Consider the following 20,338-nt stretch of genomic DNA (forward strand, 5'->3'; position numbering starts at 1 on the left):
CCACGGCCCCAGCGGGCTGCGTCCGGTGCGAAGCCCCAGCCCCGTTGGCCGCTCGACCGAACCCGGTTTCGGCGTGGCGCACCTTCGTTGACGCCAGTGATGCGCGGTCCTACGGTGGGCGACCACACAGGGCATCTTGCTTTGTGAGGGGCCGCGTGCGCAGTCCTTGCCATAGCCACCTTGGAGGTCACCATGGCACATCCGACCATTCCCGGTCAGCCCAGCGCCGAACATCCCACCGTGAACGAGCCGACGCAGGCTCGTCCGCCGCTTTCGCCCAAACCCGATCAGGAGGCGCCCGCCGAGGTGGGGCCCACCGGTGTCCCCTGGACCGAGGCGTCCGACGCGGGCGGCGCTCGCAACGGCCGCGCCCAGGCCGGCGAGCGGCTCACCACCGCCCAGGGAGGCCGGCTGCGCGACACCGACCATTCCCTCAAGGCCGGTTCGCGCGGGCCCACGCTGCTGCAGGATCACCACCTGCGGGAGAAGATCACCCACTTCGACCACGAGCGCATTCCCGAGCGGGTCGTGCACGCGCGCGGCGCTGCCGCGCACGGGACCTTCGAGTCGTACGGGGCGGCCGCGGAGCTCACGTGCGCCTCGTTCCTGGCGGAACCGGGCACCGTGGACGTCTTCACCCGGTTCTCGACCGTGCTGGGCTCGCGGGGTTCGGCCGACACGGTCCGCGACACGCGCGGCTTCGCCGTGAAGTTCTACACCTCCGAGGGCACATTCGACCTCGTCGGAAACAACATACCGGTGTTCTTTATTCAGGACGCGATCAAGTTCCCCGACGTCATCCACGCCGGAAAGCCGCACCCCGATCGCGAGATCCCGCAGGCCCAGAGCGCACGACACCTTCTGGGACTTCGTCTCGCTGCACACCGAAGCGCAGCACCACACCATGTGGAACATGTCCGATCGTGGCATTCCGCGCTCGCTGCGGATGATGGAGGGATTCGGAATCCACACGTTCCGCCTGGTCAACGGCCGCGGTGAGACGTCGCTGGTCAAGTTCCACTGGAAGCCGCGGCTGGGTGTCCACTCCCTGACGTGGGACGAGGCGCAGCTGGTCGCCGGGGCGGACCCGGATATGCACCGGCGCGACCTCGCCGATGCGATCGAGGCGGGGGCCTACCCCGAGTGGGAGCTGGGCGCGCAGGTCTTCCCGGACACGGATGACCAGATGTTCGAGGGCATCGACCTGCTCGATCCCACCAAGCTCGTGCGCGAGGAGCTCGCCCCGGTGCGCCCGCTGGGCAGGCTCACGCTCAACGGCAATCCGACGAACTACTTCGCGGAGACGGAGCAGGTGGCCTTCCACCCCGGCCATCTGGCTCCCGGCATCGAGGTGACGGACGATCCGCTCCTGCAGGGGCGCCTCTTCTCCTATCTGGACACCCAGATCAGCAGGCTGGGCGGCCCCAATTTCGGTCAGATCCCCATCAACCGTCCGCACGCACCCGTCAATGACATGCTGCGCGACGGAATGCACCAGAGCGCCGACTTCGATGGGGTTGCGCCCTACAGGCCCAACTCGCTCGACGGCGGCTGCCCGTTCACCTCCGGCGCGGGGGACAAAGCGCTCATCGACTTCCCCCAACCCGTGGGACCCGCGCGCCGCGTGCGCGAGAACCCGGCCAGCTTCGACGACCACTACTCGCAGGCGGCCCTGTTCTACCGCAGCCTCACCGAGGTGGAGCGCGAGCACCTGCACAGCGCGTACGCGTTCGAACTCGGGAAGTGCTACGAGACTGCGATCAAGGAGCGCCAGCTCGCCTGCCTCGCCCGCATCGACGGCCGGCTCGCGGCAGCGGTCGGAGCCGGCCTGGGACTCGAGGTCCCGACCGGCATCGCGGCCGTCGCAGATGACGGGGAGACCAGCCCAGCCCTGTCCCAGGTGGGCGGCGAATGGCCCCTGGACGGGCGCCAGGTGGCGGTCGTCGTGGATGACCACGCCGATCCCGAGCAGGTCAGCGCGATCTGCGCGCGAATCGCCGAGCGCTCGATGGTGCCCCTGATCGTCGCCCCCACCGGAGCCCCGCTGCCGAATGGTCAGCCGGTGCAGCGGACGTATCTGACGGCCCGTTCCGTCGAGTTCGACGCCTTCGTGTTCCTCGCGGCCGCGCCCCCGCCCGGTGACTCCGCCGTGGCCGACGCCCGGGCCGGCGAGTCCTCCAAGGCGGCGGACGTCGATCCCCGCGTGTCGCTGCTGGCCGCCGAGGCCTACCGGCACTGCAAGGCCCTGCTGTTCGCGCCCGAGTCCGCCATTGCGACGGCGGCGGGCATCGTCCCCGACGCGCCGGGGGTCATCACCGCCGACCCCGTGGAGGGCACGGAGGAACTGTTCTCCCTCATGGCGGCCCACCGGGCCTGGGAGCGCTTCCTCAGCGCCGGCTGATCGCGGGCGCCCGGCAATCCGCCGCGCGGGGGCTTCACGCGCAAGGGGCCGCGACGACGATGTCGTCGCGGCCCCTTGGCTGCGGTGGGCGCGGCGGCTCAGCGAGCCGGGTGGCTTCCCTCGCGGCCGGAGCCGTGGTCATCCTCATCGCGTCGGGTGCCGCGGCGCTCATTCGGGTCATCGGCGTTGACGGGGGCATCCTCACCCTCCGTGGCCTTCCGGCGCTCACCGATCCCGGAGCCGGCCAGCGTGTCCGTCTCCGCGTGCTCCGAGTGGCTCGCCCCCATTTCGTCGAGCTTGTCCGGCCGGGCGACCTCGACCTCCTCCTCCGAGACGACGAGATGCGAGCCGTCCGGTTGGCGGATGACGCGATCGCCATGGTGGGCCGCGAGTGCCTGCACGTCTTCCTCATCCGCGTTGAGGGAGTAGCCGGGGCGATCCCCGTCGTTGCGGTTGGCGGGGCCGCCCAGCTTGGACGCGGCCTCGTCGAGCGAGCCCGCCGCCTTGCGCGCCGCATTCCTGTCATCGGCCATGATGCCCTCCTCTGTGTGGCCGCGGGGCGTCCCCGCGGAGCTTCGTCCCATCATAGGGCGCGGACCCCTCAGCCGATCGAGTCGAGTGCCGCGATCTCCTCGGGCGGGAGGATGAGGCCGGCGGCGGCGACGTTGGCGCGCAGATGGTCCACCGAGGACGTGCCCGGGATGAGGAGGATGTTGCCCGAGCGCTGTAGCAGCCAGGTCAGGGCAACGGCCTGCGGGCTCTGGCCCAGCCGCGCCGCAACCTCGTCCAGGGTGGCCGACTGGAGCGGAGTGAACCCGCCCAGCGGGAAGAACGGAACATACGCAATCCCCTGCGCCGCAAGCTCGGCGATGAACGCGTCGTCGCCGCGGTTCGCGAGGTTGTAGAGGTTCTGGACCTCGACGACCGGGGCGATGCACTGCGCCGCGGCGAGGTGATCCGGCGTGGCGACGCTCAGGCCCAGCTCGCGCACGAGCCCTTCCTCGCGCAGCGCGGCCAGGGCTGCGAAGGACTCCTCGAAGGGGACCTCACCCGCCGGCTCGTGACCGGGATCGGCCAGCCGCAGGTTGACGACGTCGAGCGCCTCGACGTCCAGCACGCGCAGATTCGCCTCGACCTGCGTGCGGATTGCCTGCGGCGAGCGATCGAGCAGCCAATCTCCGGCAGCGTTGCGGGTTGCCCCCACCTTGGAAACCAGCGTGAGCCCGTCGAAGGGATGCAGCGCCTCGCGCAGCAGCTCGTTCGACACGTCCGGGCCGTAGTAGTCGGCCGTGTCGAAGTGGTCGATGCCGAGGTCCACCGCGGTGCGCAGCACGGCCAGCGCCTGGGCCCGATCGCGCGGCGGCCCCATGACTCCGGGCCCGGGCAGCTGCATGGTGCCGAACCCCATGCGCGCCACCTGGGATCCGGCCAGCTCGAAGGGTCCGCCGGGGATGTCCTGTGCCATGTGCGCTCCTGTCTCTCACCGCGCACTCCGCTGCGCGCCGGTTCATCCTAAGCCCGCGCTCACCGGTCCCCCGCGCACAGCTCCCCGGATTGCGCCTTCCGCGCTTCCCCGCCCCTGCCGTAGCCCCGTTGTCGCGCCTGCCGTCGTGTCCGGGGGCAACCGCCCGGGCTGGGCGCCCGCTTCGCAAACGCATCGGCGTGCCTTAGCCTGAACGCGTGCTCGCAGCGCCGCGCGCACACGAGAGGAGCCCATGTCCAACGCCCGCGACCTCGAAGACGGGATCGTCCGCGATTTCCGGCAGAGCATGTCCTACGCCTCGTACCTGGACCTGCCGACGCTGCTCAGCGCTCAGCACCCCGTCAGCCGGCCCGAGCACCACGACGAGATGCTCTTCATCGTCCAGCATCAGACGACCGAGCTGTGGCTCAAGCTGGTCCTCCACGAGCTGCTGGCCGCCCGCGCCGCCTTCGATGCCGATGAGCCGGGCCCCGCCCTGAAGGCCATTGCCCGCGTCAAGCACATCCAGCGCACGCTCACGGAGCAGTGGTCCGTGCTGGCGACGCTGACTCCCACGGAATACGCGCAGTTCAGAGACTTCCTAGGCGCGTCGTCCGGCTTCCAGTCCGCGCAGTACCGGGCCGTCGAGTTCATCCTGGGCAACACGAACGCGGGGATGCTCGCAGTCTTCGAGGACTCGGACCCGCAGGCGCACGAGCTGCTCAGCCGCCTGCTGCACGAGCCCAGCATCTACGACGCCTTCTGGGCGCACCTGGCGCGCAGCGGCTACGACGTGCCCGCCTCGGCCCTCGACCGGGACGTCTCGCAGCCCTATGCGGCCAACGACGAGCTGCTGCCGCTCATCCGCGGGATCTACGAGCGCGCCGAGGACAACTGGAGCGCCTACGAGACCTGCGAGGAGCTCGTGGACCTCGAGGAAAACTTCCAGCTCTGGCGCTTCCGCCACATGCGCACCGTCATGCGCACGATCGGCATGAAGACCGGCACCGGCGGCTCCTCCGGCGTGGGCTTCCTGCAGCGCGCGCTCGACCTCACGTTCTTCCCCGAGCTGTTCGCCGTCCGCACGCAGGTCGGTCGCTGAGACCCCCTGCCCGTACCGCCGCACCCGCGCCATCCCTGCCCGCACCGCACCGAAGGACTCCCCCATGGCATCCGCCTCCGCCCCCCGCCCCGATCGCACCGCAGATGCCGCGTTCGCGGCCCGCGCCGCGGACCTCGACGCGCGCGACCCGCTGGCCGCCTACCCCGCCCGGTTCATCGGCCATGACGATCCGGAGATCGTCGCCTACCTGGACGGCAACTCGCTGGGCCGCCCGCCCAAGGCCGCGGCCCGGCGCATGGCCGACCTCGTCGAGCAGCAGTGGGGCAGGCGCCTCATCCGCGGCTGGGACGAGGGCTGGTTCGACCTGCCCCTCACGATCGGCGACCGGCTCGCGCGCACCGTGCTGGGCGCCGCACCCGGTCAGGCGACCATCGGCGACTCCACCACCGTGCTGCTGTTCAAGCTCATCAGCGGCGGGCTCGACCTGCGCCCGGGCCGCACGGAGATCGTCCTCGACCGCGAGAACTTCCCCACCGACCGCTACCTGCTCGAGTCGATCGCCGCACAGCGCGGCCTCACCCTCCGCTGGCTCGAACCGGACCCCGCGCTGGGGGTCACGACCGCAGACCTGGACTCCGTGATCGGCGAGCAGACGGCGCTCGTGGTGCTCAGCCACGTCGCCTACCGCTCGGGCTTCCTCGTCGATGCCCCCGCCGCCGCACGCGCGGCGCACGAGTCGGGCGCGCTGCTGCTGCTCGACCTCTGCCACTCGGCGGGCTCCGTCGAGCTGGCGCTCGACGACTGGGGTGTCGACCTCGCCGTCGGGTGCACGTACAAGTACCTCAACGGCGGGCCGGGCTCGCCGGCCTTCGCCTACGTCGCGGCCTCCCACCAGGAGCGGTTCGCCCAGCCCATCTGGGGCTGGATGGGGGCGGCGGACTCGTTCGCCATGGGCCAGGGCTACGAGCCCTCGCCCGGCATCCGGCGCGTCATCAGCGGCACGCCGGCCATCACGGGCATGGTGGCGATCGAGGACACGCTCGACATGCTCGATGAGGTCGGGATGGGAGCCGTGCGCGCCAAGTCCGTCGCCCTCACCTCGTTCGCCCAGGAGGCCGCCGCCGAGGTGCTGGCCCCCTTCGGGGTCGTGCTCTCCTCCCCGTCGGATCCGGCCATGCGCGGCGGGCACATCACCCTCGATCACCCGGACTTCCGCGCGGTGGTCGCGCGGCTGTGGGAACGCGGTGTGATCCCCGACTTCCGCAACCCCACCGGGATCCGCGTGGGCCTCAGCCCGCTGAGCACCACGTTCGCCGAGGCCTGGGCCGGCATCGAGGCGATCGCGGAGGAGCTGTCCGCGTGAGCGAGGACGCGCCACGTCCGGGCGATCACACGCGTTCAACCGGGACAGCCGGTGCGGCCGGGGCAACCGGGGCAACCGTTTTGGCAGGAGCAGCCGGTGCGGCGGGCCTAACCACCGCCGGCCCGAACGTCGCCTTCTACGGGCCCGACCCCGAGCAGCGGGTGGAGGTGTGGCGCCCGGCCCGCGCCGATCCGGCCGCAGCCGCGCAGGATCGTGCCGAGCCGGCCGCGCCCGCCCCGGTCGCGATCCTCGTCCACGGCGGGTACTGGCGCTCGCGCTGGGCGCTCGACCTCATGGATCCCCTGGCCGCGGATCTGGCCGCGCGGGGCTGGGCTGTCGTCAACGTCGAGTACCGCCGGCCCGATCGGCACCCGTGGGCGGCCACGGTGGGAGATGTCCGCGCCGCACTCGCCGCCGTTCCCGCCGTGGCCGAGGGGATCGGCGCGGATACGGGGCGCACGGCGGTGCTCGGCCATTCCGCAGGCGGCCAACTGGCCGTCCAGGCCGCCGGGGACGCCGCGCGCCGGCCCATCGCCGGCCTGGGCATCCGAGCGGTCGCCGCGCTGGCCGGTGTCCTCGACCTCGAGGCGGCCTGGCGCCTGCGGCTCAGCGACGGCGCCGTCGCCATGGCCCTGGGCGCGCCCTTCGACCCGGCCAATCCGGTCCACACCGCCGCCTCGGCCATGCACCGACCGCCCGGCGGACCGCCGGCCGTCATCGCCTGCGGCACCGGCGATGATCCCCACCTGGTGCGGATGAGCCGCGCGTTCGCCCGGCGCTGCGCGGCACAGGGCCGGCCGTGCGAGCATATCGAGGCAGCGGGCGATCACTTCGACATCATCGACCCTGCCCATCCGCTCTGCGCCCGGGCCGTGGACGCCGCGCAGGCGCTCGTCTGAGCCCGCCCACGCGCGGCTGCCCCTCGTGAGCCCCGCCGCCTGCGAGCGCCGCACGAGCGTGCGTTCCGTCCGCGCAGGTCATCGCCGCGCCAGCCTTTGAAATCGGCTGTCCGTCGCATAGAATCGCACCAGGCTCCCTCCCGGATCGTAGGGGAAGACGTATCCGGACACTGGGAGGCACAGATGGATATGACACAGGGCGTTCTCTTCGTCCACTCCGCACCTCGCGCGCTCTGCCCGCACATCGAATGGGCAGCCGGCGGGGCCATCGGCGCGCAGGCGAAGTTCGACTGGACGCCGCAGCCCGCCGCGCCCGGAATGGTGCGCGCGGAGGTCTGCTGGAAGGCACCCGCTGGCTCGGGCGCCCGCATCGCCACCGCGCTGCGCGGCTGGGACGGGGTGCGCTACGAGGTCACCGAGGAGCCCTCCGCCGGCACCGACGGCGGCCGCTGGTCCCACACACCGGCCCTGGGCATCTACCACGCGGTCACCGATGCCCACGGCAACATCGTCGTCCCCGAGGACAACATCCGCACTGTGCTCGAGCGCTCCGCGGGAGACCCGCACCGCATGCAGCGCGAGATGGAGTCCGCCCTGGGCCAGTCCTGGGACGACGAACTCGAGCCCTTCCGCCACGCCGGAGACGGCGCCCCCGTGCGCTGGCTGTCCAAGGTGGGCTGAGGCTCCGGCCACCCGGACCGCACGCGCACGCCGAGCCCCGGCTGGCCGGCGCCGCCTCCCGGCCGGCCAGCGCTCCCCCGACCGACCGAGCCCAGAAGCAGCCGCTGGCGCCCGCTCCCGCCTCCGGAGCGGGCGCCAGCGTCTGCGTTGCGGCTTAGCGCGCCGCGGAGATCCGCGAGAGCAGCGAGCGTGCCGCGTCGACGCACGCGTAGCGCTCAGAGGTGACGAAGACGTCGTATTCGAGGCGCCCATCGGAGCCCAGGTCCACGCGCTGGGAGGCCGTGACCATCCCGGACCAGTCCGGTCCGACGACGATGATCGCGTACTCCCGGCGCAGCGGGTCCGAGGAGTCGACGCCGCCGGAGCGCACCCCGGCCACGGGAGCCTCGGAGAACCCGCCGGAGAGCATGCCCACGAACCCGCAGGCCTCCTCGAGCGCCGCGAAGCCGGAGACCATCTCCTCGGACAGGTCCGCCTCCTCCGCGAATGCCCCGATGGCCACCGTGGACGCGCCGCTGCCCAGGGCGCGGCGCACGAGCGAGCGCAGCTGCGCGCCCAGCATCGCGTGCGGCAGCACGAGCGGGTCGCGCCGCAGCCCCTGGGCGATGGAGTACGGGGTGCCGGACACGGGCAGGTTGCGGGCGGTGTGCTCGCCGAGGGGATCCTCGCGGGGGACGTCGATGGTGGCCGGCTCGCTCGTCGCCTCGCCCACGAAGGGGCCGGTGATGAGCCGGGCGCCGATCGCGGCGACGAGGTCCAGATCGTCCTCCTCGCTCACCCCCTCGGCCACGATGACCGCGCCCGTGCGCTCGACGTGGGCGTGGAGCAGGCGGATGAGCTCGGCGAGGTAGTCCTCGTCCTCATAGCGCAGCACGTCCTCGTGCAGCGTGACGACGGACGGGTTGACCAGCGGCAGGAACGCGGTGCTCTCGATCGTCTGGCCCACGCCGGTCACGCCGATCCCCCAGCCCAGCTGGCGGGCCGCGCGCACGGAGCGCAGCACGGCCGCGGGATGCCGGGCCACGCGCCCGGCGTCGAGCTGCAGGATCACGGAGCGGTCCGGCTCACCGGAACGGTCCTCGAGGGTGACGAGAGACTCCGGCTCGGCGGTCATGAACAGGCGGGTGTGCGATTCGAGTCCGGCGGCCTCGGCCGCGCGCAGACCGGTCTCGCGGAAGGAGGAGTCGATGTCGCCCACGAGCGGGGACTGGCGCAGCACTGCGCGCAGCGAGGTCGACTCCTCGTGGCCCAGCTGCGGGTCCTCGCTGTTGATGTGGCGCACGCGGTAGCCGGCGGGCGCGTCGGTGGTGACATCGCGGACGGGCTCGAAGACGCAGTCGATGAGGCCGGAGCGGATGAGGCGCTCGAGATCGGGGGCTGTGGCGTCGGAGCTTGCGGTGAGCACGAGTGTGACCTTCCCTTCGGCGGCACGGGGGCGCCGCCGTCGTCATCGTCTCACGCCCGGCAGACGCGATCCGGGCCGCGCGGCGACTGTGGCCGAATCGGCACACGCCTTCATCTGCCCGCAACAGTCGCCGCCCGCGGGACTCAGCCCGCCGTGCGCGCTGTCCTTACGGCCCGCGGGACTCAGCCCGCCGCGCGCGGCGTCCTTGCCGCCCGGGAGCTCAGTCCGCCGTGCGCGCAGCCTCGCGGCGCCCGAGCACCCAGTCGTAGGCGCCCACGGCCCCGGCGGCCGCGACGACGACGGCGATCGCGGCGAATGCCGCCATGAAGCCGCGGTCCCAGCCGCCGTGGCCCACCGCGAAGAAGAACAGCGCGGTGATGAGCGCGATCCCGATCGCGGTGCCGATCCGCTGCCCCGTCTGGAGCACCCCGCCGGCGGACCCGGCGTAGGCGACGGGCACCTCGGCGAGGGAGAGCGTCTGGTTGGGGCTGATGACGGAGCCCTGCGCGATGCCGACGAAGCACAGCGTGAGCAGCAGCCACCAGACGCTCACCCCGTGTGCCGCGTTGAGCCAGACGACGAACGCGCTCGAGGCCAGTCCCAGCAGGCACACCGCGGTGCCGAACACGACGAGCGGGCGGCCCACCTTCGTCACGAGGCGGCCGGAGACGTTGGCGGCGACGATCGAGCACAGCGCCGCGGGCAGGCCGATCATGCCAGCGGCCAGCGCGCTGTAGCCCTTGCCGTCCTGCAGGAACATGGCGATGACCACCCAGATGCTCGTGACGCCCATGAAGTACAGCGACACCAGCAGGGTGCCCGCGCTGAAGCTGCGGGTGCGGAAGAGGGCGAGGTCCACCATGGGCGTGCGCCCGCGCGCCACCGTCCGGCGCTCCCAGCGCACCCAGGCGAACACGAGCGCAATGCCCACCGGCAGCAGCGCGTAGACCCACAGGCCGGCGGCGTGCTCGAGGAAGGGCACCATGACGGCGAGGATCGCGAGGCCCAGGAGCAGGTTGCCCACCGGATCCAGGTCGACGCGGGGGCGCGCTGGGGCTTGGCCAACCGCCGAGGCGCGGGCCAGCTCACCGTTCGCGCGTGTCTCGTCACCTGCTTCGGCACGCGGCTCGGCACCTGCACGCGGCCTTTCACCTGCGGGCGACTCGCCTTCTGCGCGCGGCTGTTCGCCGTCTGCGCGGGGTTCGTCCGGGACGGAGCCGCGCCAGGCCGAGGGCGGGAACCACGCCTTGGCCAGCACCACCGCGGCCACGCCGATGGGCACGTTGACGAGGAACGCGAGGCGCCAGCCCCATTCCGCGCCCGCAAGCGCGATGAAGAGCCCGCCGAGCACCGGGCCGATCGCCACGGAGACGCCCACCACGGAGCCGAAGACGCCGAACGCCCTGCCCCGTGCGGCGCCGTGGAAGTACTGCTGGATGAGCCCCACGGTCTGGGGGTTGAGCAGGCCCGAGCCGAAGCCCATGAACACGCGCGCGATGTTGAGCACGAGCGCGTTGGGCGCGAACCCCGCGGCCAGCGAGGCGAGCGCGAAGACGACGACGCCGAGGACGAAGAGCCGGCCGCGGCCCAGCACGTCGCCGGCGCGGCCGCCGGGGACCAGGAGGACGCCGAACGCCAGCGTGTAGCCGGAGAGCACCCACTGGAGGGCCGAGGTGGACGCGCCGATCGTCTCGCCGATCGAGGGCAGCACGACGTTGACGATCGAGACGCTCAGCAGCGACATGAAGAGGGGCACGAGGACCACGGCGAGGATGTGGCGGGATACGTCGGGGGCTTCGTCGTCGGGTCTCACCCGTCTTTGTTACACCCTGGACCGGGACGGGGCAACACGGTCCGCGCACTGGCACGCGCCGCGGTGCGCCCCGCCGGCCCCGCGCCCGTGCGCCGCATGCCCTGTGGGCTTCGAACCCCTGCGCGCGGGGTTCCTGCGCACGGGGTTCCGGCGCACCCCCGGCTCCCCTGAGCCGAGCTCCCGCGCGCCGGCTCCCGGCCCTGGCCTAGGCTGGCTGCGATGGACACCACGACTGTTTTCGGCCCCATCGAGGGGCCGCCGCCCGCCGCGCACGGCGCCGGCCGGTTCGCGCCCAGCCCCAGCGGTGATCTCCACCTGGGCAACCTGCGCACGCTCGTGCTGGCCGCCCTGTTCGCCCGCGCCTCGGGCCGGGCGTTCCGCTGGCGCATCGAGGACCTCGACCGCGTGCGCGCGGGCAGCGCGGAGTCCCAGCTGGCCGATGCCGCGGAGCTCGGCATCGACTGGGACGCGCCGCTCGTCGTGCAATCGGAGCGCACCGCCGCCTATGAGGCCGCGCTGGCCCAGCTGACGGAGCGCGGGGAGGTCTTCGAGTGCTACTGCTCGCGCAAGGACATCCAGGCCGCGCCCACCGCCCCGCACGCTCCCCCGGGTGCCTATCCGGGTACGTGCCGTGACCTGGACGAGGACGAGCGGCGCACCGCGCGGGCGGCACTGGCCGAGGCGGGACGGCAGCCCGCACTGCGGCTGCGCAGCTCACTGCGCGAGGCGCGGGCACACGATGCGCTGTTGGGCACGCTCACCGCCCCGCTCGACGACTTCGTGCTGCGCCGCGGGGACGGCGTGTTCGCCTACAACCTCACCTCCGTCGTCGACGACGGGGCCGCGGGGATCGACCAGGTGGTGCGCGGGGACGACCTTGCGTCCTCGGCGCCGCGGCAGGCCGACCTCGCCGCCTGCCTGGGCATCGAGCCGCCCGCCTACGCGCACGTCCCGCTCGTGCTCTCCGCCTCCGGCGCGCGCCTGGCCAAGCGCGATGGCGCGGTGACGCTCCAGGAGCTGCGCGCGCTCGGCTTCGACGTCTGGGGCTGGATCGGCCGGTCGTCCGGGTTCGGGGCGTGGGGCTCGTTCGCCGAGGCGCTGGGCGAATTCGACCCGGCCCGCCTGGTCCGCGAGCCCGCGGTGTTCATACCGCCGGAGTGAGCATCCGCTCCCCGCTCGAGTGGGGCTTCTCCCCGGGTGGGGTGGTTATCCCCGGTCGCCAAGCAGGCCTCCTCCCCCCGGTCCGCTGGGACCGAGCACCGCACGCCGGGGGCGGAGCCCCGTGCGGCTCAGGCCGCCCGCGCGGCGCGCTCGGCGATGACGCGGCGGTAGATGCCCTCGAACGTGTCGAGCGTGGTCTCGATGTCGTGCAGCGCGGCCACCTCCTGGGAGGCGGCGCTGAACTCGGCGAGCCGCTCGGGCGAGGCGGCGCACAGTTCCTCGAAGGCCCGCGTGTAGCCCTCCACGCTGTTGGGCTCGATGAGGTAGCCGTTGGCCCCGGAGCGGCACAGGTGCGGCAGCGCCACGGAATCCGCGAGCACGACGGGCTTGCCGGACGCCAGGGCCTCGAGTGTCGCGATGCTCTGGAGCTCCGCGGTGCTGGGCATGCAGAAGAACGTGGCGCGGCGGTAGGCGTCGACGAGCCCGGTCTCGCTGACCTTGCCGAGCAGGTGCACGCGATCGGCGACTCCCAGCTCGCGCGCAAGCTGCTCCAGGGGGCCGCGCTGCTCGCCGGCGCCCACGATCTCCGCGTGGAGGTTCGCGGCGGGATCCATGGCGGCGACGGCCCGGATGATCTCGTCGATGTGCTTCTCGCGGCTCAGCCGCCCGACGAAGAGGACCGTGGGGTGGTCGGCCCCACCCGCCGCGGCGCGCTCGGCCGCGCTGGCGGGGTGGAACCGGGAGAGGTCGATGCCGCAGGAGACCGCCTGGATGGGGGCCTCGAAGCCGTGCGCGGTGAGCAGGTCCGCGGCGAGCTGGGTGGGCACGGTGATGTGGGCGGCCAGCTCGAACTTGCGGCGCAGATCCCACCAGACGGTGCGCGTGGCCGCGCCGACGAGGGGCGGGGGCACCGGCAGGTAGGGCTTGACGTTGTCCGGCATGAAGTGGTTCGTCGCGACGACGGGGATGCCGCGCTTCTCCGCCTCGGTGAACGCGTAGCGCCCCACGACGAAGTGGGCCTGCGTGTGGACGACATCGGGTTGGATCTCATCGAAGAGCGCGCTGAGCTCCGGCTTGGCCTGCCATGGGAAGCAGATCGTCCAGGAGGGGTGGAAGTACCAGCGGTGGGCGGTCACGTAGTGCACCGTGACCCCGTCGACGATCGCCTCGTGAGCGCGGCATGTGGGCGAGGGCGCGATGACGTGGACGTCGTGGCCGCGCGCGGACAGGCCGGCGGCGAGGTTCTCCGCGAACTTCGCGGCGCCGTTGACCTCTGGGGCGTACGTTTCGGCGGGAATGCAGATGCGCAGCCGCGGCCGCAGTTCGCTGCCGGTGCCGGCTGCTGCTCGCTGGTTGTCGGAGAAGTCGGTCAGTTGGCTCACCTGATCAGTTGTGCTGCGCGGCGGAGTCCTCCGCACGGCGCATCTTGCGTTCGCGCTCCCGCGCTATCGCGTCGGGATGATATCGGGACAATACAACGACCGCGCAGCAGGCAACCAATCCCGTGACCGCCATCACGACTACGAGCCACCAGGGGGCATGGGAGGCCTCGCCCAGCACGACGGCGCCCAGGATGACCGCGAAGATCGGGTCGATGACGGTCAGCCCGGCGATCACCGTCTCCGGGGGCCCCGCCGCGTAGGCGGCCTGGACGAACCACGAGCCCACGGCCGAGCCGGTGACGAGCGCCGCCCGGCCAGCCAGCTCACGGCGCCGAAACCGCCGTGGAGGAACTGGACGGCGACGAGGTGGACGTTCGTGGCCACGCAGCCGAACTGCAGGCCGGCGCCCAGCACGAGGACGAGCTGGCGCGGCCGGCGGTAGACGAGGATGGTGAGGAGGAAGAGCGCGGAGATGCCGAGCCCCACCCACGAGACGATGTTCGCCCGCAGCCCGTCCTGCACCTCGGACCGCGCCGTGAGCGCGGACAGGGCGACGAAGACCGCGACGCCTGCCACGCACACGATGACGGAGGTGCCCACGCGCTTGCCCACGCGCAGGCCCCGGTAGTGCACGCCCAGCAGGACGGACACGAGCAGGGAGGCGGCGCCGATCGGCTGGACGACCATGACGGGCGCGATCGCCAGGGCGATGACGTTGCAGGCGATGCCCAGGCCCATGACGAGCGTGCCGAGCACCCACGTGCGCTCCCGGAACAGGCGGAAGACGGCGGTGATGCCGAACGCCTTCGCATCGTCGTGGTCGTCGGCGACACCGCTGTGCTGGAGCATTGCGCCGTACCCCAGCGCCACGGCGGCGGCCAGCGCCAGGGCGATCGCGATGAGTGTGGTCACGCCCACGAGTGTAGCGAGCGCCCTGAATGGCGTTCTGCGGATACCCTCAGGCGGCAGCGAGGCGCGGGAACAGCGCCAGGGCGTTGAGCCGGTCGATGCCCTCCTTCACCGGCTGGGCGAGGCCGGCGCCGTCGAACTCGCTGCGCATGAGGCCCACCGCGGGCGCCGGCGCGAACGGGAAGTCCGAGCCATAGACCACCTGCGTGTCCAGCGCCACCCGCAGCAGGCTGGGCAGGGCGGAGGGCGTGGAGCTCAGCGCGACATCGAACCAGAATCGCTGCAGCAGCGCACCGTAGCGGCGCACCGCCCGGTCGCGGTCCAGCAGCAGAGCGGCCTGCTTCCACTTCGGCTCGCGGTTGGCCAGGGTGAGGATGACGCGATAGGAGATGTAGGGCAGGAAGCCCCCGGCGTGGGCGAGGACGAAGCGGATGTCCGGGTAGCGCTCGAGCGCCCCGGAGAGGATGAGGCTGAGCGCGGTGCGGGTCGTGTCGAGCAGGAAGTCGGCGGTGAACGCGGGCACGCCCGGCACGGGCTCGGCGGGCAGCTCGCCGGGGTGGACGAAGACCACCGCGCGCCGCTCGTGGAGGAACGCGAGGAGCCGGTCGAAGGCGGGATCGCCCAGGTACAGGCCCTCGGAGTTGGCGAGCAGGACGATGCCGTCGGCACCCAGCTCGTCGAGCGCATAGGCGGCCTCGGCGATCGCGCCGTCGACGTCGGGCAGCGTGAGCGTGGCGAAGAACCCGAAGTGCGCGGGGTCGTCGTGACGGACCTGGGCGGCCTCCTCGTTGACTCGCCGCCCCCAGCGGCGCGCCTCACCGGCGCCGCCGAACCAGACGCCGGGGGTGGACACGGAGAGCACGGCCGTTTCGATGCCGTTGTGCTTCATGAGGTGCCGGGAGCGCTCCGTACTCCACTCCGGGACGTCGATGCCGCCGGGGCGCACCCCCTTGTCCCGCAGCAGGCGCGCGTAGTCGCGCGGGACGATGTGGTGGTGCAGGTCGATGCGGCGCGGATTGTCCACTGGCGGATCCTTCCAGCAGGAACGACGGGCTGTGAGCCGGAGGCGGTTGGGACTCCCCCGGCGGGTCGTTCCGGACGGAGTGGCCGGGGCTGAGCCTACGCCTCGGCGGCGGTGCGGGCGCACGGCCAGCCGCGCAGGCTCGGGGAGGCGGGCGCGCCGTGAGCGCGGGGGTAGTCGCCGGGCCGGAGCGGTGGCATGCTTCACGGCATGAGGAGGATGCCGAGGTTCGCCGTGTGGGCGCTCGCGATCGGAGCCGCGCTCCTGGCGGTGGCATTCGCGATCCAGGGGCAGTTCGGAGTGCTGCAGCCCTCGGCCGAGCTGGCGCGGTTCTACGGAGTGTTCGGCACGGTCATCCCCGCCGTCTGCTTTCCGCTGGGCCTGCTGGCACTGGGGGCTGGGATCGGCGCGATCGTGCAGGCCGCGGTGGGCGCCCCGCGCACCGGCGGTCCCGTGGAGCCGGCCGGTGGCGACGAGCGTGCGCAGCGTGGGGAGTCGCCCCGCGTCCGCCGGTGAGCCTCAGTCCCCGTCCAGCGCGTCCAGCGCTGCGGGCAGGGTGCCATGCTCGCCAGGGGCGAGAGGAGGACCGGCAGGGCCGAGCACACGGCGACCGCGGCGAAGATCCACAGGGTCGGCACGAGGCCGCACGCGTGGCCCAGGAGACCGGCCGCCAGCCCGCCCAGCGGCATCGGACCCCAGACAAGGAAGCGGATGGACGCGTTCATGCGCCCCAGCAGGGGCTTGGGGCAGAGCCGCTGGCGGAAGCTCACCAGGGTGACGTTGGACAGCACCGCCGCCCAGGACATCGCGCTCCATGCGGCCACCATCGTGGGCAGCGGGGGCAGCCACGAGGCCGCGGGCAGCAGGAGCGGTGCGGCTCCCGCAAGGTCTGCGGCCACGGCGATCGCCCGCCCCTCGCCCAGTACTCGCTGTGCCCAGCCCGCCGACAGCGCGCCGAGGACTCCGCCCAGCGCGCGGCCCATCACGAGGCTGAGCTGGAATGGGCTGAGGCCCAGCGCCCCCAGCGCGTGGAGGACGAGCAGGGCGGAGGCCGCCGCGGCGGCGCAGTTCGCCATCCCCGTGCACAGGATGATGCGCCGCAGGATCGGGTGGCCGAGGACGAACGCGAGGCCCCCGCGGATCTCCGCGACGAGGCGCGGGCGCCCGGCGGCCGAGGGGGTGTCCTCCCGGTGGCGGATACGGCTCACGAAGAGGCTGGAGAGCGCCATGTACACGCTCGTGGCGCCCACGGTCAGCGGGCCGCCGAGGAGGCCGATGAGGCCTGAGGCCAGCGACGGGCCCGCCACCGCCGCCGTCTGCTGGCTCGCCTGCAGCCTGCCATTGGCCGTTCCCAGCCAGTCGGCTTCGACGATATCCGGCAGCTAGGACTGGTTCGCGATGTCGAAGAAAACCGTGACCACGCCTGCCGCCCAAGCGAGGGGAACGGTCAGCAGGAGGCCGGCGCGCAGCAGGTCGCCCACGACGATCACGCGCTTCTTGCGCATCCGGTCGACCCACGCGCCGGCGGGGAGGCTGATGAGGAGGAACGCCGCGGTTTCGAGGGCGGAGAGAATGCCCATCTGGAGAGCCCCGGCATGCAGCAGCTGGACGGCGATGAGCGGGATCGCGAAGGCCGCAAACGCGTTGCCGAACACGGAGACCGTGTCGCCCATCCACGGCAGCCGGAAGTCGCGGCGGACGCTCATCCTCGGTCCTCGCTCGCAGGAGAGTCCGGCCTGCTGCACGCGGTACCCTCAGGCGGTTCGGGCTGTGCGGGGGTCGGTGCGGACATGTCCTCGCCCTCGAGTGAGGGGAACCGCTCATCCAGGACGAGGCCCTGTAGTACGAGGCCCTGCGGCGGTTCGGCGGGGCTCACACCGGCTGCCGAGCCGGATGCTCGAACAGTCGCTCCATCACCAGTCTGGCTGCTGCATCCGCTCGCCGTCGCTCACAGATCGCCGAACGGCGCCGCGTAGCGGATGCGCCCGCGTGGCAGGGGCCCGCCCTGCAGGCTGAGTGCCATGAGCGCGTCGTCGGGCACCGGCGTCCGCAGCCAGATGCCGTGCGCGCTCGCGCGCTCGAACCCGAAGCGCGGGTAGTACTGCGGGTGGCCCAGGACCACGACCGCGTCCCCTCCGCTCGCCCGGGCCGCTTCCAGGGCCGCGCGGGTCACGGTGCTGCCGACGCCCGTGTTCTGGCGCCCCGGCAGGACCGCGCACGGCGCCAGGCACAGCGCCGTCGAGTCGTCGATCCAGCAGCGCGTCAGCAGCGCGCAGCCCACCACGCGCCCGGTGGGCTCGGCGCCGGCCATCGCCAGCTGCGGGATCCACGCCTCGTCCGTGCGCAGCGCGTCGACGAGCTCCGCCTCCTCGGGGCCGGGAAAGGCCGCCAGCAGCAGCTCCCGCACGCCGTCGCGCTGCGCGGCGGTCTCCGGACCGATCGTGAGGTCGTCGCCCATGGGGCGCTCCTTCCCGGTGCGGTGCTCGGCCCATCGCCTGCGGCCGCACCGCATTCCAGCGTTCCTGAGGTGTTCGGCTGCGTTCCCGCAGCGCTCGGCGGCGCGTGGCGGGCCGCACGCCCGACGGCCCCCTTGCCACGGCGAAGGGCCCCAGACTCTCGTCTGGGGCCCTTCGAGTGCGCTCCCCCGGCTGGGCTCGAACCAGCGACCCTTCGATTAACAGTCGAATGCTCTGCCAACTGAGCTACGGAGGAAGAACGTGCCATGCACGCGAGTAAGAACTCTAACGCACCTGCGACCGGCCGGCAAATCGCCGGCCGCTACCGGCGCCCCGCTCTCGTGGCAATCCCCCAACGTGCCCCTCTGGCACTCCCCTCACGTCATGCCGCCGACACCTCGCCGCGACGCGCACCCACACCCCGCCGCAAACCCGCGCAGCCCCCTGCAGCCCGCACGCAGGACGTGAGACACGTCCGTGTTGAAACATTTCCCCGAAGCCCCAATATCGGCCCTGGCCTGGGGGTTTACCCCACCTCGAGGTCACGGGAGGATCACGCGAGGGTGAAATTGATTCAGAACCGCAATGTCTGTGTCATACTCGGTGAGCGCTTCGTGATGAGCGCACAGGATTCGCGCTCACCCGGCGCAGTTCGACCGTTTGACCACAGCGACAGGGCCCCCTTCCTTTCCCAGCCCTGCGCCCAACGATCCAAGGGGAAGTACATGAAGTTCAGGTCTGCCAGCGCGGCTGCCCTCATCGCAGCTGTCGTCGCCTCCGGCGGCACCCTCACCGCCACCAGCGCTTCGGCGGTGAGCCTGGGCGGCTCCTCGAGCCACAGCTCCTCGCACCACAAGAAGAGCTCGCCCAAGAAGCACTCGTCCAAGAAGAAGGCCTCCAAGAAGAAGTCTTCGAAGAAGAAGTCGAGCGCCGCCGCCAAGCGCGCAGCGATCGTCAAGACCGCCCGCAAGAACCTGCACGTGAAGTACCGCTACGGCGGCACCACCCGCAAGGGCTGGGACTGCTCGGGCTTCACCCGCTACGTCTACGGCAAGAACGGCATCAAGCTGCCCCACTCCTCGTCGGGCCAGAAGAGCAAGGGCCACCGCGTCTCCGCGAAGAACGCGAAGGCCGGCGACCTCATCTGGAGCCCCGGCCACGTCGCCATCAAGTCCAACAAGAAGGGCAAGATGTTCGACGCGGGCGGTCACCGCACCAACACCACCGAGCGCTCCTATGCATGGATGGTCGCCCAGGGCGCGCGGTTCATCCGCCTGACCTGAGCCTCCGGCGCCCCAGCTCCGGGCGCACGCGAAGCCGGCCCCGCCTCTGCACAGCAGGGCGCGGGCCGGCTTCGCGTTTCCCGCCGCCCCGGATCCACGCCCCGGATCCGCACCCCGCTCCGACCGCACCGCCGCCCCGCACGCACTCCCCCGCCGCTGCCCGCCGCCACCCAGGAGCCCCCATGCCCGCCTCGCCCGTTCCCGCCTTCGCGCAGGTCGCCGAACTGCCCATCCTCGTGGACCGCGCCGTGCCGGATGAGTGGATCGACGTCAACGGCCACATGAATATCGCGCACTACCTTGACGTGTCCTCGGACGCGGTGACGGCCTTCATGAACGACCTGGGGCTCGCGCAGTCCTACCGCGATGAGCGCGGCCTGGGCGTCTTCACCGCCGAACAGCACCTGAGCTACTACTCCGAGCTCCACGCGGGCCAGCGCCTCACCGCCCACGTGCGCCTCGTGGGCGTGAGCTCGAAGGCCATCCACCTCCTCGCGTTCGTCCTCGACCCCGCCCACGACCGCCTTGCGATGGTCTTCGAGACGGTCCTCGTCCATGTGGACCTGCGCGCGCGCAGCGCGGCACCGGTGCCGGCAGACCTGCGGGAACGGCTCGACGCCAGCGCCGCCGAGCACGCGGGCCTAGCCTGGGAGCCGCCCCTGTGCGGCGTCATGGGCGTGCGCGGCTGAGCACCTGAGCCACGGCCCGGGCCGCCGCGGCATCGCCGTCGTCGGCGACCACCGCCCAGCTGCCGCGCGGCTCGCTGCCCCAGCTCCACGCGGCTCCGGCGGTGCGCTGCTGCCCGGCGCGCAGCGCCGCGCGCATCGCGGCGACGTGGGCCGTCAGGCTCTCGTCCCGCTCCCCCGCCGCCGCGGCGCGCCCAGGCGCGTGCGCGTCGGCCGGCTCGGTGACGGGTCCGGTGCCCTCCGCGGCCATGCGCAGCACCACGGAGCGTCCCGCCCGCGCCGAGGCCAGCGCGCCGGCCGCGGCGAGCGGGCTCGAGCGCACCTGCGCGCCCCGTCCCTCCGGCGCCGCCGCG

General features: G+C 72.5%; 19 protein-coding genes, 1 tRNA gene and 1 pseudogene. 8 read left to right on the forward strand and 13 right to left on the reverse strand.

What is annotated here, in order from left to right; translation table 11 throughout:
* The first annotated feature begins 192 nt into the window (after window positions 1-192).
* Window positions 193-2,401, forward strand: a pseudogene (locus GSY69_RS03270) (catalase).
* Window positions 2,402-2,499: 98 nt separating this feature from the next.
* Here GSY69_RS03270 and GSY69_RS03275 read toward each other — a convergent pair.
* Window positions 2,500-2,934 carry a hypothetical protein gene (locus tag GSY69_RS03275; RefSeq protein ID WP_160952462.1) on the reverse strand — a complete coding sequence of 145 codons (435 nt, stop codon included), beginning with the start codon at window positions 2,932-2,934 and terminating at the stop codon, window positions 2,500-2,502.
* Window positions 2,935-3,002: 68 nt separating this feature from the next.
* A complete protein-coding gene (locus GSY69_RS03280) occupies window positions 3,003-3,866 on the reverse strand; it encodes an oxidoreductase (RefSeq protein WP_160952463.1) in 864 nt (287 codons plus the stop codon).
* A 250-nt stretch (window positions 3,867-4,116) separates the two neighbouring features.
* Between GSY69_RS03280 and GSY69_RS03285 the strand changes: the two genes are divergently transcribed.
* From GSY69_RS03285 to GSY69_RS03300, 4 genes are all read left to right on the forward strand, one after another.
* The gene (locus tag GSY69_RS03285; RefSeq protein ID WP_160952464.1) at window positions 4,117-4,965 is read left to right on the forward strand and encodes a tryptophan 2,3-dioxygenase; all 849 of its coding nucleotides are present in this window, start codon (window positions 4,117-4,119) and stop codon (window positions 4,963-4,965) included.
* Window positions 4,966-5,029: 64 nt separating this feature from the next.
* Window positions 5,030-6,289, forward strand: a complete 1,260-nt coding sequence (locus GSY69_RS03290) for a kynureninase (protein ID WP_160952465.1) — start codon at window positions 5,030-5,032, stop codon at window positions 6,287-6,289.
* Between the two features lie 80 nt (window positions 6,290-6,369).
* Window positions 6,370-7,188 carry an alpha/beta hydrolase gene (locus tag GSY69_RS03295; RefSeq protein ID WP_160952466.1) on the forward strand — a complete coding sequence of 273 codons (819 nt, stop codon included), beginning with the start codon at window positions 6,370-6,372 and terminating at the stop codon, window positions 7,186-7,188.
* A gap of 189 nt (window positions 7,189-7,377) precedes the next feature.
* Complete coding sequence (locus GSY69_RS03300) at window positions 7,378-7,869, forward strand: DUF3145 domain-containing protein (RefSeq protein WP_160952476.1); 492 nt, start codon at window positions 7,378-7,380, stop codon at window positions 7,867-7,869.
* Window positions 7,870-8,023: 154 nt separating this feature from the next.
* On the opposite strand, the gene GSY69_RS03305 is transcribed toward GSY69_RS03300, so the two are convergent.
* A complete protein-coding gene (locus GSY69_RS03305; RefSeq protein ID WP_160952467.1) occupies window positions 8,024-9,274 on the reverse strand; it encodes an EAL domain-containing protein in 1,251 nt (416 codons plus the stop codon).
* 220 nt (window positions 9,275-9,494) lie between these two features.
* Complete coding sequence (locus GSY69_RS03310) at window positions 9,495-11,087, reverse strand: MFS transporter (protein ID WP_328698746.1); 1,593 nt, start codon at window positions 11,085-11,087, stop codon at window positions 9,495-9,497.
* 219 nt (window positions 11,088-11,306) lie between these two features.
* Between GSY69_RS03310 and gluQRS the strand changes: the two genes are divergently transcribed.
* A complete protein-coding gene (gluQRS, locus tag GSY69_RS03315; protein ID WP_160952468.1) occupies window positions 11,307-12,248 on the forward strand; it encodes a tRNA glutamyl-Q(34) synthetase GluQRS in 942 nt (313 codons plus the stop codon).
* Between the two features lie 128 nt (window positions 12,249-12,376).
* Here gluQRS and GSY69_RS03320 read toward each other — a convergent pair whose 3' ends face one another.
* The 8 genes from GSY69_RS03320 to GSY69_RS03345 all read right to left on the reverse strand — a co-directional run bounded on the left by GSY69_RS03320 (window position 12,377) and on the right by GSY69_RS03345 (window position 18,272).
* A complete protein-coding gene (locus tag GSY69_RS03320; protein ID WP_328698747.1) occupies window positions 12,377-13,630 on the reverse strand; it encodes a glycosyltransferase in 1,254 nt (417 codons plus the stop codon).
* A gap of 4 nt (window positions 13,631-13,634) precedes the next feature.
* Window positions 13,635-13,916 (reverse strand): DMT family protein, encoded by a 282-nt coding sequence (locus tag GSY69_RS14415; protein ID WP_235936244.1) that lies wholly within the window; start codon window positions 13,914-13,916, stop codon window positions 13,635-13,637.
* Window positions 13,862-14,542 (reverse strand): DMT family transporter, encoded by a 681-nt coding sequence (locus tag GSY69_RS03325; RefSeq protein WP_328698748.1) that lies wholly within the window; start codon window positions 14,540-14,542, stop codon window positions 13,862-13,864. Before GSY69_RS03325 ends, GSY69_RS14415 begins: the two co-directional genes overlap by 55 nt.
* Before the next feature lie 46 nt (window positions 14,543-14,588).
* Window positions 14,589-15,563 carry an amidohydrolase family protein gene (locus GSY69_RS03330; RefSeq protein ID WP_160952469.1) on the reverse strand — a complete coding sequence of 325 codons (975 nt, stop codon included), beginning with the start codon at window positions 15,561-15,563 and terminating at the stop codon, window positions 14,589-14,591.
* Window positions 15,564-15,892: 329 nt separating this feature from the next.
* A complete protein-coding gene (locus tag GSY69_RS03335) occupies window positions 15,893-16,867 on the reverse strand; it encodes an MFS transporter (RefSeq protein WP_202410772.1) in 975 nt (324 codons plus the stop codon).
* 75 nt (window positions 16,868-16,942) lie between these two features.
* The gene (locus GSY69_RS14110) at window positions 16,943-17,266 is read right to left on the reverse strand and encodes an MFS transporter (protein ID WP_202410773.1); all 324 of its coding nucleotides are present in this window, start codon (window positions 17,264-17,266) and stop codon (window positions 16,943-16,945) included.
* Window positions 17,267-17,508: 242 nt separating this feature from the next.
* The gene (locus GSY69_RS03340) at window positions 17,509-18,018 is read right to left on the reverse strand and encodes a GNAT family N-acetyltransferase (RefSeq protein WP_160952470.1); all 510 of its coding nucleotides are present in this window, start codon (window positions 18,016-18,018) and stop codon (window positions 17,509-17,511) included.
* 181 nt (window positions 18,019-18,199) lie between these two features.
* A tRNA-Asn gene (locus GSY69_RS03345) sits at window positions 18,200-18,272 on the reverse strand.
* Window positions 18,273-18,741: 469 nt separating this feature from the next.
* Between GSY69_RS03345 and GSY69_RS14420 the strand changes: the two genes are divergently transcribed.
* Complete coding sequence (locus tag GSY69_RS14420) at window positions 18,742-19,299, forward strand: C40 family peptidase (protein WP_235936245.1); 558 nt, start codon at window positions 18,742-18,744, stop codon at window positions 19,297-19,299.
* A gap of 182 nt (window positions 19,300-19,481) precedes the next feature.
* Window positions 19,482-19,988, forward strand: coding sequence for a thioesterase family protein (locus tag GSY69_RS03355; protein ID WP_160952472.1), 507 nt, complete (start codon window positions 19,482-19,484; stop codon window positions 19,986-19,988).
* Here GSY69_RS03355 and GSY69_RS03360 read toward each other — a convergent pair.
* A partial coding sequence (locus tag GSY69_RS03360) for a hypothetical protein (protein WP_202410774.1) occupies window positions 19,969-20,338 on the reverse strand: 370 nt, incomplete at its 5' end. The genes GSY69_RS03355 and GSY69_RS03360 overlap by 20 nt on opposite strands.

The sequence above is a fragment of the Brevibacterium rongguiense genome (assembly GCF_009857845.1).
Taxonomy (GTDB): Bacteria; Actinomycetota; Actinomycetes; order Actinomycetales; family Brevibacteriaceae; genus Brevibacterium; species Brevibacterium rongguiense.

Excerpts from the sequence above, each read along its gene's own strand:
- GSY69_RS03275 (WP_160952462.1), bottom strand. The coding sequence starts at position 2,934 with ATGGCCGATGACAGGAATGCGGCGCGCAAGGCGGCGGGCTCGCTCGAC.
- GSY69_RS03280 (WP_160952463.1), bottom strand. The coding sequence starts at position 3,866 with ATGGCACAGGACATCCCCGGCGGACCCTTCGAGCTGGCCGGATCCCAG.
- GSY69_RS03285 (WP_160952464.1), top strand. The coding sequence starts at position 4,117 with ATGTCCAACGCCCGCGACCTCGAAGACGGGATCGTCCGCGATTTCCGG.
- GSY69_RS03290 (WP_160952465.1), top strand. The coding sequence starts at position 5,030 with ATGGCATCCGCCTCCGCCCCCCGCCCCGATCGCACCGCAGATGCCGCG.
- GSY69_RS03300 (WP_160952476.1), top strand. The coding sequence starts at position 7,378 with ATGACACAGGGCGTTCTCTTCGTCCACTCCGCACCTCGCGCGCTCTGC.
- gluQRS (WP_160952468.1), top strand. The coding sequence starts at position 11,307 with ATGGACACCACGACTGTTTTCGGCCCCATCGAGGGGCCGCCGCCCGCC.
- GSY69_RS14110 (WP_202410773.1), bottom strand. The coding sequence starts at position 17,266 with ATGAGCGTCCGCCGCGACTTCCGGCTGCCGTGGATGGGCGACACGGTC.
- GSY69_RS03340 (WP_160952470.1), bottom strand. The coding sequence starts at position 18,018 with ATGGGCGACGACCTCACGATCGGTCCGGAGACCGCCGCGCAGCGCGAC.
- GSY69_RS14420 (WP_235936245.1), top strand. The coding sequence starts at position 18,742 with ATGAAGTTCAGGTCTGCCAGCGCGGCTGCCCTCATCGCAGCTGTCGTC.
- GSY69_RS03355 (WP_160952472.1), top strand. The coding sequence starts at position 19,482 with ATGCCCGCCTCGCCCGTTCCCGCCTTCGCGCAGGTCGCCGAACTGCCC.